Source organism: uncultured Kordia sp. (assembly GCF_947489565.1).
Lineage (GTDB): Bacteria > Bacteroidota > Bacteroidia > Flavobacteriales > Flavobacteriaceae > Kordia.
Window position 1 is genome coordinate 67,241 of the sequence record NZ_CANLEA010000006.1, and the last position, 13,836, is coordinate 81,076.

Sequence of the window (13,836 nt, forward strand, 5' to 3'; positions counted from 1 at the left end):
TTAGTATCAGTGCTTTAATTGGTTGAGCCAAAGTCGAAACACTTATTGTTTTATTATTTACAAACGCTTATAACCTTATTAAAGTGAAACAACAGGGAACCAATATTCCCAACAATTTAATTATTAACCTTTAATTTTTTTATTATGAAATTACCAGTTCAAACAAAAAGAGTAGAACACAAAACCTATGATGCTAATGCAGTTACTGAAGGAGTAAATGCTTCCTTTTGGGGATCGTTAGTGCCAATTTTAGCAAAAGCAGCTAAAGGTGCTATTGGTGCTTTTAGCTAAAAAGTAAGTTTTTGGATAGCGTTTGACATGCGCTATCCAAAATACTTTGTCATTATTAATTTTAAAAACACACATATTATGAGATTACCAAATCAAACAAAGACAGTAGCATATAAAACATATAATGCAAATGCAGTTAAAATAGGCGCAAATGCCTCAGCAGCATTGACACCTATGATGAAAGATATATTGTTTTCACAATTTAATTTATAATTTTTCCTTAGATATTTAAAAAAGATAAACCGTCAAGTTTTTGGGCAAATTTGATATAGGTTCAGAGACTATCATAGCAATATATGATAGTCTCTTTTTTATTAAAAACTAAATTTTAAATACAATATGGAACTGGAAAAGCATTCGGATCTCCATAAGCATAACAGCCAGGATTGTTGCAAGGATCGTAACAATGAGTTGTTGGATTACAGCAGGCACTAAGATCGCGATCACCATTGACTTTTCTTTACTCAGATTTGGTTAACTCTGAACCTAAATTTAAAATTAATTTTAACATATTATAGAGTTGTTGGTTAATAATTAAAAAGACAAAGTACATGTAATTAGTTAGTTACGGGAATGTTGTAAATTTTTGGAAAGAATTATTATTATTTCAGTTGAAATAATAATAAAAAAACAACTTGGATTGTACGAATAAAATTTTATTAAATCAGCATGTATTTTTATGTTGATTTTTTAGGCAACATCAAATCACTTTCACTTAACGTATATTTCATGGTAGGATATTCAAAATCCATACTTCTGTTTTCTTCGCCACGTGTCATATAAAAATTTCTTCGTTGTTCCTCATTAGCCAATTCTAGTAAGGTTCCATCAGAAAAATAAGGTAATTCATCTTTAAAATGAACAAAGGTTTTTGAAGTTCGAAAAGTGATTCCTAACCAACGATTGTCTGGAACAATTTCCTGTTTTCCGTGAACAGGCTCCAAAACAATTTTATGTTGAAATTTTGAATTGGTCGCCACCGAAAAAAATACCACGGAATTATTTTCAAGTAAAAACTCAAACTCTTTAAGCGTTGTTTTGTCTCTTACTTTTAACTTTCGCAACACTTGTTTTGACACTTCATTTGGTTGCTCATAACAAGAAAATAAGGCAATAAAAGAAGTTGGTGCAATATCCAAACATTGATCGGAATGATACTTCATTTTGGTATATTCATGAGTGTAAATCTCAATCAAAGCATTGTTGAACGAAATTTCAGAAAAAGGAATTTCGTCAGTATTTTTTACCGTATTTTCTATCTGTCCAGCAATTGTATTATGAATGCTAGAAAAATCATGTGCAGGAATCGTATACTTTGTCGTAGTTCGTACAAGCGGAATACCATCATCACTTATCTTTACCAAATGATTGCCTTTTCTGCCTTTTCCAACAGCTTCAAAGTCAACAGAATTTGACAACGATTCAAACAGCGTTTCTTCCAGCGAAAGCGAAAACTGATAAAAACCATTTTTTTCAATCATAACTAATAGATTGGTTTTTGGTAATCGCCCGAATTCATGCTAAAATGTACTTTTCCATACGAGACTTTATGCTCAGATACATTCTCTTTATAATACGTGTCGCGCAACTCAGACAAGGTTTCTTTGGTCATTTCCTCCAACTTTATAAGCGCGCCTTTTTCCTTGATATACGTTTCATTATTGACAAACACAGCTTCCATATTTGAGCAACGAACCACATAACCCATTCGAGTTGGAATGCGTTCTATATTTAAGTGCGAAGGTCTAATTTCATGCGTGTACAACCTGTTGGTCGAAAGCGGAATGATAAAGACAGAGTTTGGATACAAAGTCACACTAAATTCTTTTTCTAAACTATCATCTGTAACAGATTTTTTTAGTTTGAAATGAAGCTTTGTCAATCCAGAACTTTTTCCATAACACCAATCGTAGCAATCGGTTTTGGAAGCTTGTAAATGTTCAAATTGTGTGTGATCATAGAAAGTGCAAAAAGCAATCAATCCGCTTTTGTCCATATCTTTTGTCTTATCGGAATGCGCTTTGATTTTTGCTTTGCGTTCTTTGGCTCTTTCATCCGTATCTTTTCGATTCTGGTAAATCTGCGCTAAGACATGATTCAGATCGGTTATATCTTCAAAAACAGCTTCCGCAGCTCTATTTAATTTGGTAATAATGCTTTGATCCGTTTTCCGGAAATTATCGGTCGGACCAGATAGATTACTCGAACAGCGCAACAAGTGAAAATGTAATTGTTCTTCCTGATCGTTGTTGGCTTCTTTTGAAACCTGACTCAAATAAATTCCCTTTCGCAAAGCATTTGATTGTTTGTTAGATTCTGTCAAATGCTGAAACTCATGTTCTGACTTGATGCGATGAAAATAATCATCAAATTCTGTAAAGAAATCTCTAAAATATACACCTGCATTGTGGACAATCACTGGAACTTCTCCCAAACGTATAACTTGAATGTTTTCATTAGAAAGTTGTTCGTAATTCCTCGAAAGTTCACGAATTACAAATACTGTTCGATCAATTTTTTCAATTTTTGAAATGTTTCCAAAGGCATAAATATGTTCGTGATGCTCTTTGATTTCAGAAGCACTTTCCGCCACAGCGCCAGAAAAATTTCGAATTAAATAGTTTAATTCATCCGTCTGTTTTTCATGATCTGTAAGAACTAATAAGATGTTTTTTGCTTTGGTAATTTTATTTTCGATGTACATTTTACGAATTCGTTATGCTTAGTTTGTTAAAGATATCTTTTCAAAAAAGCATATCAAAATATTTTGGGAAGCTATTAACATCCATAACGCAATAGAAAATGTAAGGATTATAAACTACTTTAAGAGTTTTCTTAGAATTTTAACCCACAAATTCCAAGTAGTTGTTTTGTTAGAATGTGTTACATAATTTTCTACTTTGTCAAAAGCATCTTCTAGCAAAGCATCGTGCAACCACCGAATGGCAAAAATCCATAATAGAGTCGCAAATCCTTTGGTCTTCATAGAAATCATGTGCTTAATCTCCGTACTATTTGTATCCAAAGCAGTGATCTCAAACGAATGTGTGCCAATGAAACCTGTTGGTTTTTGAAACTCAAACACTACATGTCCATTTGCATCATGCTCAAGCACTTTGTAGCGAACAGGTCCGTGTCCGCCTTCAGCATTTTTAACCAATCCTTTTTTAAAACGCATGGATGGCCATTTTTCTTTTGGCCAAATACGATCGTCTTTTTCAGATAAGGTTGCAAATAACGGAAGCAACTTGTCTTTTGAAACCTTAATAGTTCTGGTATGAATATTTATGACCTTCATGAAGTGAGTCTTTTATCTAATTGAAATAAGCGTTCTAACTGTATTCTGTTTATTTTTTTTGGAGTCATACGTAGCAATCCATTTCGTAAAAATACTGCAATAGGATGTTTCCAATGTGAAATTTTACCTATTTGCCAACTTTGATGCACTACTTTTTTTGCATTTGGCATTCTTGAATTTTGAAATGAAGCAAAAGCTTTTTCAGAATCATATTGCGCTATATACTTCGCAATTTCATACGCATCTTCAATGGCTTGACAAGCGCCTTGTCCCATATTTGGAGTGGTTGCATGTGCGGCATCTCCCAGAAGGCAAGCAAACTCGTCATGCCAATTTGGAATAGGTTTCAAATCTTCCATAACTGTAGTATGGATACTCTCTACGGGAGTTTGTTGAATGATTTCTGTCACGATCGAAGCATATTCTTTAAAATATGTTGCCAAATGCTTTGATGAAAACTCATGATTATTTTGTGTAAATGTTTTTACAGCATACCAATACATTTGATGCGCATTGAGTTGAACAAAAGCAAAACGATCGCCAGTTCCCCAAGCTTCATTCAATTCATTTTGATAGATTTTAGGCAACGTAAAATTAGCCATACCACGCCAACATACTTGATTTGTAGTGCGTATTTGACTCTCTGGAAAAAGTACTTTTCTTACTTGTGAATGAATACCATCTGCGCCAAGGAGTAATGAAGATTGTAGTGTCTTTCCATTTTCAAATTCTATAAGATAACCTCCTTTTTTCTTTGTCAGATTTTTTAATTGATGATCCAAGTAAATGTTGGTGGTTTTTAAATGATCAAGAAGTATTTGCTGTAGTTTTCCTCTATGAATGGAGATACTTTGTAAGTCGTAGGTATGTTTAAAATATTGTAAATCTATTTTAGAAAAAGCCTTTAAATCTTTATTCGTAATATTCATAGCATGCAATGGAGCAGCATTCGCAATTAACAGTTCTTCAATACCTAAATTACGATACACTTGCATGGCATTACTTGCCAACATAATCCCAGCACCAAGTGGTTTAATCGTTTTTGCTTGCTCGTAAATAGAAACTTTAATTCCTTTTTTTTCCAACGCTAGAGCCGTAGTCAAACCACCAATTCCAGCACCAATAATAGTGACTTCTTTCATAGTATCATTATATATAGTACAAGTGTACTAATACAAAAATAGTACATTTGTACTAAATGATGTTGGTTTAAATGAAAAATACAAAAGAAAAGATTCTTGAATGTGCGCTGCGATTATTCAATACGCAAGGAATTTCAAAGGTTTCACTGCGAACCATTGCGAATGATATGGACATTAGTTTAGGAAATCTGACCTATCATTTTAAGAAACGAGATGATATTGTGGAGTCTTTATATTTGGAACTGGTTGCCAAAATGGATGCCATGACGCTTCAAAATGTAAACGATACTAATTTGTTAGAAAGCTTTTTTAAGATTTCGGATCTGATTGCAGAAAGTTTCTACGAATATCGTTTTATCATGCTCGATTTTGTGCAGATTACTCGCAATTATCCAACAATACAATCGCATTACAGAGAACTTATTAAAGTAAGAGAACAGCAGTTTCAACTACTAATAGCAGCATTGATACGCGTCGATCTCATCAGAGAAGAAATCATCAAGGATGAATATGTATATTTGTTCAAAGAACTTAAAATTTTAAGTGACTTTTGGCTTCCAGCATTATCAATTGAACAGGATATCATCACAAAAGAAGATATTGTAAAACATGCCACATTACTCAAAACAAAAATATTTCCATACCTAACCGAAAATGGAAGAACTACATTTCAAAAAATGAATTTAACCACAAAAAACCATGAGTGAAAGAGAACTAATTCCACCACATATACTTGATAGAAAAGGACCAAGAAGTTTAAAAGATCTCAATCCTGAAGTCGTTGAATACCTAAATAAAGGCTTGGTAGAAACCAAAAATCTAATGGAATGGTTGGCAACCGATCAATTGGGATTATTAAAATTGGTTTTGGAAATGCTTGACAAATCTGCTTGGTATGAAGATTTTGAAGTGGCTGTAAACGCTCAGAAAAAGCCAACCGCCAACAGCAACACAAAAGTGATTGGAGAAACCTTAGGTTTGCTTACTTCTGATGAAAAAATATATAATAGACTCAATGCACATACTTCAGATTTGGTGCGTTGTTGGGCATGTTGGGCGCAAAGTACACATCATGATTCAGTTCCAGAATTACTAAAAGCCATAAAGCCATATGCTGCCGATACACATTTTGGCGTACGCGAAGTAGTCATTTTTGCCACTAAAGAACGTATGATGACCGATTTGGACACTTCCGTGGAATTGTTAACGGAATGGACAACGAGTAACGATGAAAATGTACGTCGTTTTGCCGCAGAATCAATGCGACCAATTGGTGTTTGGACGAAAAAAATACCAGCCTTTCAAGAAGATCCAGCGAAAGCGTTGTCAATTCTAAATCCGCTAAAATCTGATGCTTCAAAATATGTACGTGATGCCGTTGCAAATTGGCTAAACGATGCCAGCAAATCACAACCAGATTGGGTTACGGCACAATGTACACAATGGAAAAAAGAATCAGACACTAAAGAAACAGCATACATCATAAAACGAGGCATGCGTACGATTTTGAAAAAGTAGATTAAATTCTTTATTTATTCTTTAATATGTCATATTTAACAAGCAAAATTCTAAGCTTTAATGATCTATAAATATGATGATGATGAAAAGAAAAGCGAACCGAAGTTCGCCATTAATAAATTTTTTAAATAAAAACTCTAGTTATCTAGATGGGCAAGCATAAGGAGATCGTGACTCAGGGCACTCAAAGACTTTATGTGAGCAATAATTAGAGCAGTGTTCGGTTTTTAGTCCTCCTCCAGAAATATTATTTATTAAAAACTTAGAAATAGTTTTTCTATTAAGATTCAATGATTTAAAATTTCTTTTTTTCATGATAAAAATATTTAGTGTTAATAAAGAATAAACTTACAAAAATAAAATAGCAACTATTTACGGGAAAGCCGTAAATAACATTAAAACAGTAATATAAAAGCTTAGAGGAAAGAAAAGCGAACAGAAGTTCGCTAAGAATCATATTCCATTACACCAATTTGCTTCTTGACTGACACAATATTGACCATCGTCATGACAATTGAATATAAATCTTAAGACTTAAAGTTTTTAGGTTCTTTTTTTCATAATAAATGATTTTTAAAATTAAACATGAAGTCAAGTAACCATAAAAAGCAAAAGGACTAACTAACCGTTTTAGCAAACGAAAGCGCCTTTTCATATTTAAAAGAAATTGACTTTGATTCAAGTAGAGTAAGTATCCAGTAGTATGTGGGGCGAATAAAGCTACTGGTAGAAAAAGTAGTTGTAAATTAAAATCAATATGTATATTAGTAAGCATAATTCAAAATAAGGACTTCAAATCTTGATTTACTTATAAAACCAACCAATTATGACCGATGACAAGCAAAAACGCGCAAAAGCATACTGGAAAGAAAATATAAAATACCTAGCCATTCTGCTATCTATATGGTTTGTAGTTTCATATGGTTGCGGAATTTTATTCAGAGAAGAACTCAATCAATTCAGACTTGGCGGATTCAAATTAGGTTTCTGGTTTGCACAACAAGGATCTATCTACGTATTTGTAATTCTCATCTTCGTATATGTACGATTGATGAATAAACTAGATAAAAAATACGGTTTCGACGAATAATCTTATCACAACTTAAAAGCAAAAAAACATGAGTGTACAAACATGGACTTGGATCTTAGTTGGGGTAACATTTGCCCTGTATTTCGGAATTGCAATTTGGGCGCGAGCTGGTTCAACCAAAGAATTTTATGTCGCTGGCGGAGGTGTTTCTCCTTTGGCTAATGGTATGGCAACTGCAGCCGATTGGATGAGTGCCGCTTCCTTTATAAGCATGGCCGGATTGATCTCTTTTATGGGATATGATGGCTCCGTATTTTTAATGGGATGGACAGGCGGATATGTATTACTCGCATTACTCTTAGCGCCATATCTACGGAAGTTTGGGAAATTTACCGTGCCCGATTTTATTGGAGATCGCTATTATTCAAATACGGCCAGAACAGTCGCAGTAATTTGTGCCTTAATTGTATCGTTTACGTATGTTGCAGGACAAATGCGCGGTGTAGGAATTGTATTTTCACAGTTCTTACAAGTAGATATTAATGTTGGAGTTATCATTGGAATGTCTGTAGTATTAATTTTTGCCTTTTTAGGTGGAATGAAAGGAATCACATATACACAAGTGGCACAATACTGTGTGCTTATCTTCGCTTTTATGGTGCCTGCATTTTTTATCTCTATGCAAATGACGGGAAACATCATTCCGCAAATAGGAATGGGCGGAGAAGTAGAATCTGGAACCTTTCTGTTGGATAAACTCGATGCACTCCATACCGAATTGGGTTTTAATGAATATACCAGCGGAACCAAATCCACTTGGGATGTATTTGCAATTACCCTGGCATTAATGGTAGGAACGGCAGGATTACCACATGTAATTGTGCGTTTCTTTACCGTACCCAAAGTAAAGGATGCGCGTAAATCTGCCGGATTGGCGTTATTATTCATTGCTATCTTATACACAACAGCGCCAGCAATTGCGGTTTTCTCAAGAACAAATCTAATAGAAACGGTAAGTAATAAAGAATATGAGCAAATTCCGGAATGGTTTAAAAACTGGGAAAATACAGGACTCATTGCTTGGTCAGATAAAAATGGAGATGGAAAAATTCAATATGTAGCAGGAGATGCTTTAACAGGAAAACCAGAATATACGGAACAAAGAGGAACGTATGGAGAACGTTTGGTTTCCAATGCAACCATGCAAAAAAACGAATTGTATGTAGATAGAGACATTATGGTATTGGCAAATCCGGAAATTGCAAATTTGCCTAATTGGGTGATTGCTTTAGTAGCCGCAGGTGGATTGGCAGCAGCATTATCTACTGCCGCAGGATTGTTATTAGTAATCTCAACATCCATCTCTCACGATTTAATCAAAAAGCAATTAAAACCAGATATTTCAGATAAAGGTGAATTATTGGCAGCACGTATTTCAATTTTTGTAGCCATCATCATTGCAGGATTATTTGGGATTTATCCACCAGGATTTGTCGCCGCCGTCGTCGCCTTGGCATTTGGTTTGGCGGCAGCATCATTCTTTCCAGCGATTATTTTAGGAATCTTTGACAAACGAATGAACAAGCAAGGTGCTGTAGCAGGAATGATCGTCGGAATTGTATTAATGCTCTTTTATATGATTCGTTACAAAACAGGACTCATCGGTGTTATGGAACCGCTACCAAAAAGTGAATGGTGGTTTGGTACATCGCCCGAAGGTTTCGGAACTATTGCAATGACCGTAAACGTTGTAGTTTCTATAGTAGTTTCAAGATTGACTGCAGCGCCACCAAAAGAAGTACAAGAGCTGGTAGAAAACATTAGAATACCTTCTGGAGCAGGAGAAGCGTCAAGTCATTAAAAATCATATAATATTTTTTAATTCAACTTTAAAAAGAGGAAAAAAACTCCGTAAATTACTACCGAATACAATCAACCAGAAAACCATGAGTAATTATCATATAAAACACTTAGAAGAATACTACCAAGTATATAGAAAATCCGTTCGAAACCCAGAAGTTTTTTGGGAAGAAATTGCCGAAGAACATTTTATGTGGCGCAAAAAGTGGGACAATGTACTGAGTTGGGACTTTACAAAGCCAGAAGTGAAATGGTTTGAAGGTGGACAGCTAAATATTACCGAAAACTGTATTGATCGTCATTTGCACATTCGTGGCGATAAAACAGCGATTATTTTTGAACCGAATAATCCAGAAGAAGAAGCACAACACATATCGTATCACGATTTGCATGAGAAAGTATGTCGTTTTGCCAATGTATTGAAAGAACAAGGAATTCAAAAAGGAGATCGTGTATGTATCTATTTACCGATGATTCCAGAATTAGCGATTTCTGTGTTAGCGTGCGCGCGAATTGGAGCGATTCATTCTGTAGTATTTGCAGGATTTTCATCTACGGCTTTATCAACGCGTATCAATGATGCAACTTGTAAAATGGTGATCACAAGTGACGGATCGTATCGTGGTGCAAAAACTATTGATTTAAAAGGAATTGTAGACGAAGCTTTGAAAGATTGTACTTGTGTAGAATCAGTGTTGGTAGCCAAAAGAATCAATACCGAAATTCACATGGAAAAAGGACGCGATCATTGGTTGCAGCCTTTACTCGATGAAGCGTATACCGATTGTGTTCCTGAGATTATGAATGCCGAAGATCCATTATTTATTTTATACACTTCGGGTTCTACAGGAAAGCCAAAAGGAATGGTGCATTCTACAGCAGGATATATGGTATATACCGCATATACGTTTAAAAATGTATTCCAATATCTAGAAAATGATGTGTATTGGTGTACGGCAGATATCGGTTGGATTACAGGACATAGTTATATTGTGTATGGTCCGTTGTGTAATGGTGCTACGACAGTGATGTTTGAAGGTGTTCCAAGTTATCCAGATTATGGACGTTTTTGGGAAATTGTAGAAAAACACAAGGTGAATCAATTTTACACAGCGCCAACGGCCATTCGTGCCTTAGCAAAAGAAGGTGTAGAACATTTAGAAAAATATGATTTATCCTCTATAAAAGTATTAGGAACCGTTGGAGAACCGATTAATGAAGAAGCATGGCATTGGTATGATGATAACGTTGGAAAACGAAAAGCGCCTATTGTAGATACGTGGTGGCAAACTGAAACTGGCGGAATGATGATTACACCAATTCCATTTGCAACGCCTACAAAACCAACCTATGCAACGTTACCTTTTATCGGAATTCAACCTGCGTTGATGGATGAAAATGGTCATGAAATCAAAGGAAATCAAGTGGATGGACGATTGTGTATTAAGTTTCCATGGCCAAGTATGGCGAGAACTATTTGGGGAAATCATCAACGATATAAAGACACGTATTTTTCAGCATACGAAAACAAATACTTTACAGGTGATGGCGCTTTGCGTGATGAAGTTGGCTATTACCGAATTACTGGTAGAGTAGATGATGTTATTATTGTTTCTGGACATAATTTAGGAACGGCACCTATTGAAGATGCTATCAACGAACATCCAGCGGTGGCGGAATCTGCTATTGTTGGATTTCCACACGACATCAAAGGAAATGCATTGTATGGATATGTAACCTTGAAAGAATCTGGAGAAGGACGAAATCATGATAATCTTCGCAAAGAAATTAATCAAATCATTACAGAACAAATAGGACCAATTGCCAAGTTGGATAAAGTTCAATTTACCAACGGATTGCCAAAAACACGTTCTGGGAAAATCATGCGACGTATTTTACGAAAAATTGCAGGAAAAGATATCAGTAATTTAGGAGATACGAGTACATTATTAAATCCGGAAGTAGTTCAGGATATTATTGATAATGCTTTGTAGCAGCAACAATCTTATAATTATTAAAAAAGCTCCTTGATACAGTTTCAAGGAGCTTTTTTAATAAAAAACGTCATTCTGAACTTGATTCAGAATCTCAATCAATATGTTTTACTTATTCAACTTTTTCATAAAAGCACGCATCTTTTGCATGATATCAATGCCATCTTCTTCCAATGCAAAATGTCCAGTGTCATACACATGATACTCAATATTTTTAGCATCTTTTTTAAATGCTTCTGCGCCATTTTCATTAAAAAAGGCATCATTCTTTCCCCAAACAACTAATATTGGCGGTTGCTGCTCTCGTATATACTGTTGCCATGTTGGATATAGTTTAATATTGTTCTGATAATCATAAAACAAATCGAGATTCATTTTGAGTGCATTCGGTCGTTGCATGCGGTAATAATCCAAATGCCAATTATCTGGATTTACCAACTCAGGATTTCGGGTTCCGTGTGTGTATTGCCATTCCAAACCTTCTAATGAAAATACAGGATGCAAAGCTTTTTCGGTCTCTTCATTTCTATTCGCCCATAAATGATCAATTTTTTCCCAGCCCTTAGCAAGACCTTCTTCATACGCATTTCCGTTTTGTGTAATAATTGCTGTGACTCTTTCCGGATGTGCTGTTGCAATTCTAAAACCAACAGGCGCGCCATAATCTTGCATCATAATGGCATACGAGTTAATATTTTTTTCTTCCAAGAAAGTATCAATCGTAGCGGCAATATTGTCAAAAGTATAGGTGAATTCATCGCGAGAAGGAAAATCACTATTTCCAAAACCTGGATAATCGGGCGCAATCAAATGAAATTCATCAGATAAGGTATGCAGTACTTTTCGATATTGATGAGAAGATGCAGGAAAACCATGTAGCAAGACAATTGTCGGATTTTCAGGGTTTCCAGCTTCCCGATATGCAATGTTTATATTGTTGATTTTGATCGTTTTATAATTCACATTTTGAGTGTTCGTAGTATGTGCTATTTGTGTCATTTTTGTGTGTTTTTGTGTTGAATTTTTTTGTTCTGTGGTACAACTTGTAACTAGTACCAAAGTTGCGAGTAGTGTGTTAAATAGATATTTCATGTTGTTATAATTTTCGTTCAGATGCTTCTATGGCGAGATCATTAATACTTGCGAAACGTTTTTGCATCAAGCCGTTTTCGTCAAATTCCCAATTTTCATTTCCGTACGCTCGAAACCATTGTCCAGCGTCGTTTCTATATTCATATTCAAAGCGAACGGCAATACGATTTTCATGGAATGCCCAAAGTTCTTTTTTCAATGTATACTCCAATTCTTTGGTCCATTTATCGGCAAGAAAGGCTTGCACTGCAGCTCTTCCATTGATAAATTGATTGCGATTTCGCCATTCGGTATCTATAGAATACGCTTTTGAAATCTTGATAGGATCTTTACTATTCCAAGCATCTTCTGCCATTTGAATTTTTTGTATTGCCGTTTCTTTTGTAAAAGGTGGTAACGGATATTTTTTTTCTTCTGTCATTATTTTTGTATTTTAACAAACGTTCGGTAAATAAATTAATTAAATTTTTTTAAGTGTTGAGATAGCGATTTTCAATATTTTTCAAGGTATTTTCAAACACAGAAATATTGTCCATTCCTTTTGTAACAATCAGACTTCCTTGTACTTCAATTAGGGTTTGCAAAGCATGTTGCGCAGCTTCGGTAGGAGTGAAGTCTAAAACAATTCCGATTTCAGTAAACTCTGCAATCCACTGTGTCATGCCACTGTTGATTTGCTGTTCAAATAATTCCAAACCTGTTTGCATGGATAAAGCTCTAAAAATGCAAACTTCTTTTCCGTTATCATACAATCTTCGAATGCCATCCAAACCATTTTGCAAACGGACTTCAGGTGTATGTTGTTCATTTTGAAGCGCTTGAAATATATTTTCTTGAACCCACGTATTGATATAAGTAAACACAGCTTCAGCCATTTCTTGTTTCCCGTTTGGAAAGCGATGGTACAAACTCGCTTTTTTTAAGCCAGTTGCTTCTGCCAATTCTTTCAAACTAGTACCTTCATATCCATTGGAACGAAAAACTTTGGTCAAGCCGATTAAAATATCGTTATCTAATACTTTTTGTGGTCTCATAGTGCAAATGTATATCAAAATTTAATATTTACCAAACGATTGGTAAAAAACTAAATTGTTTGCAAATTTATATAAAGCATTAACAAAGTGAAGTACATACTAAAAAAGCGGTCAAACATTAATGTTAAGACCGCTTTTTAATAGGTGTTGATGGTGAATTAAAGTGCTAAAGCTCCTGCTTCTGCAACTGTATGATCGTTTTCTACAGAACTTCCACTAACTCCAATAGCACCAATAATCTCGCCTGCAGCGTTTTTAATTGGCACGCCACCAGGAAATGTGATTAATCCATTATTAGAGTGTTCAATATTGTAAAGTGCTCCACCAGGTTGCGATAATTCTCCAATAATTCCGGTATTCATATCAAAATAACGTGCTGTCTTTGCTTTTTTGATAGAAATATCTAAGGAACCTAACCAAGCGCCATCCATACGTACAAAGGCTACTAAATTTGCTCCTGCATCAACTATTGCAATATTCATCTTTGTATCTATTTCGATAGATTTTTCTTTTGCTCCTGAAATTATTTTTTCTGCTTGTTTTAATGTAATATTCATAACTCGCTGTTTTTTTTATT

General features: G+C 34.9%; 15 protein-coding genes. 7 read left to right on the forward strand and 8 right to left on the reverse strand.

The features are described 5' to 3' along the window. The first annotated feature begins 144 nt into the window (after positions 1–144). Together Q0845_RS09440 and Q0845_RS09445 are read left to right on the forward strand one after the other, a co-directional pair. Positions 145–291 (forward strand): hypothetical protein, encoded by a 147-nt coding sequence (locus Q0845_RS09440; protein ID WP_298512114.1) that lies wholly within the window; start codon positions 145–147, stop codon positions 289–291. A gap of 78 nt (positions 292–369) precedes the next feature. Further along, complete coding sequence (locus Q0845_RS09445) at positions 370–504, forward strand: hypothetical protein (RefSeq protein WP_298512116.1); 135 nt, start codon at positions 370–372, stop codon at positions 502–504. Between the two features lie 464 nt (positions 505–968). Here the strand turns inward: Q0845_RS09445 and Q0845_RS09450 are convergent, their stop codons facing one another. The 4 genes from Q0845_RS09450 to Q0845_RS09465 all read right to left on the reverse strand — a co-directional run bounded on the left by Q0845_RS09450 (position 969) and on the right by Q0845_RS09465 (position 4,731). After that, a complete protein-coding gene (locus Q0845_RS09450; protein ID WP_298512118.1) occupies positions 969–1,772 on the reverse strand; it encodes an alpha-ketoglutarate-dependent dioxygenase AlkB in 804 nt (267 codons plus the stop codon). Positions 1,773–1,774: 2 nt separating this feature from the next. Then, positions 1,775–2,995: a hypothetical protein gene (locus Q0845_RS09455; protein WP_298512121.1), complete on the reverse strand. Its 1,221-nt coding sequence runs from the start codon at positions 2,993–2,995 to the stop codon at positions 1,775–1,777. 114 nt (positions 2,996–3,109) lie between these two features. Then, on the reverse strand, positions 3,110–3,589 hold the full coding sequence (locus tag Q0845_RS09460; RefSeq protein WP_298512123.1) for a hypothetical protein: 480 nt from the start codon (positions 3,587–3,589) through the stop codon (positions 3,110–3,112). Next, the gene (locus tag Q0845_RS09465) at positions 3,586–4,731 is read right to left on the reverse strand and encodes an FAD-dependent monooxygenase (RefSeq protein ID WP_298512124.1); all 1,146 of its coding nucleotides are present in this window, start codon (positions 4,729–4,731) and stop codon (positions 3,586–3,588) included. The genes Q0845_RS09460 and Q0845_RS09465 overlap by 4 nt, the downstream gene beginning before the upstream one ends. A gap of 71 nt (positions 4,732–4,802) precedes the next feature. Here Q0845_RS09465 and Q0845_RS09470 point away from each other — a divergent pair, with 71 nt between their 5' ends. The 5 genes from Q0845_RS09470 to acs all read left to right on the forward strand — a co-directional run bounded on the left by Q0845_RS09470 (position 4,803) and on the right by acs (position 11,133). Next, entirely contained in the window at positions 4,803–5,438 is a 636-nt protein-coding gene (locus tag Q0845_RS09470; RefSeq protein ID WP_298512127.1) for a TetR/AcrR family transcriptional regulator, read from the forward strand. Further along, a complete protein-coding gene (locus Q0845_RS09475) occupies positions 5,431–6,249 on the forward strand; it encodes a DNA alkylation repair protein (RefSeq protein WP_298512129.1) in 819 nt (272 codons plus the stop codon). The genes Q0845_RS09470 and Q0845_RS09475 overlap by 8 nt, the downstream gene beginning before the upstream one ends. Positions 6,250–7,075: 826 nt before the next feature. Beyond that, positions 7,076–7,339: a DUF4212 domain-containing protein gene (locus Q0845_RS09480; RefSeq protein ID WP_298512131.1), complete on the forward strand. Its 264-nt coding sequence runs from the start codon at positions 7,076–7,078 to the stop codon at positions 7,337–7,339. A gap of 28 nt (positions 7,340–7,367) precedes the next feature. Continuing rightward, on the forward strand, positions 7,368–9,140 hold the full coding sequence (locus Q0845_RS09485) for a sodium:solute symporter family protein (protein ID WP_298512134.1): 1,773 nt from the start codon (positions 7,368–7,370) through the stop codon (positions 9,138–9,140). Between the two features lie 85 nt (positions 9,141–9,225). After that, entirely contained in the window at positions 9,226–11,133 is a 1,908-nt protein-coding gene (gene acs, locus Q0845_RS09490; protein WP_298512136.1) for an acetate--CoA ligase, read from the forward strand. 108 nt (positions 11,134–11,241) lie between these two features. Here acs and Q0845_RS09495 read toward each other — a convergent pair whose 3' ends face one another. The 4 genes from Q0845_RS09495 to Q0845_RS09510 form a co-directional block, all read right to left on the reverse strand. Then, positions 11,242–12,225: an alpha/beta hydrolase gene (locus tag Q0845_RS09495; RefSeq protein WP_298512138.1), complete on the reverse strand. Its 984-nt coding sequence runs from the start codon at positions 12,223–12,225 to the stop codon at positions 11,242–11,244. A 4-nt stretch (positions 12,226–12,229) separates the two neighbouring features. Then, positions 12,230–12,646 (reverse strand): nuclear transport factor 2 family protein, encoded by a 417-nt coding sequence (locus Q0845_RS09500; RefSeq protein ID WP_298512141.1) that lies wholly within the window; start codon positions 12,644–12,646, stop codon positions 12,230–12,232. Between the two features lie 49 nt (positions 12,647–12,695). Beyond that, on the reverse strand, positions 12,696–13,259 hold the full coding sequence (locus Q0845_RS09505; protein WP_298512143.1) for a TetR/AcrR family transcriptional regulator: 564 nt from the start codon (positions 13,257–13,259) through the stop codon (positions 12,696–12,698). 158 nt (positions 13,260–13,417) lie between these two features. Next, positions 13,418–13,816: a heme-binding protein gene (locus Q0845_RS09510; protein ID WP_298512145.1), complete on the reverse strand. Its 399-nt coding sequence runs from the start codon at positions 13,814–13,816 to the stop codon at positions 13,418–13,420. Positions 13,817–13,836 lie beyond the last annotated feature (20 nt).